Source organism: Oerskovia sp. 140933, assembly GCF_059651515.1.
Genome location: NZ_JAMXIO010000083.1, coordinates 1 through 455, shown reverse-complemented (window position 1 = coordinate 455; position 455 = coordinate 1). Strand labels below are relative to the sequence as shown.

Annotated in this window: 1 protein-coding gene; it reads left to right on the top strand. The window is 70.8% G+C overall.

Annotation, left to right across the window (positions count from 1 at the left end; translation table 11 throughout):
- Positions 1-78: 78 nt before the first annotated feature.
- A partial coding sequence (locus NHG27_RS19000; protein WP_497017365.1) for a ubiquitin-like domain-containing protein occupies positions 79-455 on the top strand: 377 nt, incomplete at its 3' end.

Genomic DNA, 455 nt, shown 5'->3' with positions numbered 1-455 from the left:
CCTTCGACGGGCGTCGAGGCTGATGCTTCCGCCCCTTCCTCTTCCACTGCCACTGCTGCGCGGCGTCGCCGGTGGCCGTTGGTCGCCGGTGCGACGGCGGTCGCGCTGGTCGCGACCGGTGCGGTCGCCTATGGCTCTGCCAAGAAGACCGTCGAGCTGGACGTCGACGGTGAGATCACCACGGTCAGCACGTTCGCCGGTTCCGTCGAGGGTCTTCTGGCGGAGGAGGGTGTGCGGGTCACGGACAAGGACCTGGTCGCTCCTGCGGTGGACGCGGCTCTGTCGAACGGGGCTGACGTGGTGGTGCGGTACGGGCGTGAGGTGACCGTGCAGACGGACGGTCAGCAGAGCGACGTGTGGCTCACGGCTCTGGACGCGGACGAGGCGCTCGACACGCTCGCGGACCGTGGGACGGACGTGCGTCTGGTCGCCTCGCGCTCGGGCGCCGACGGGCG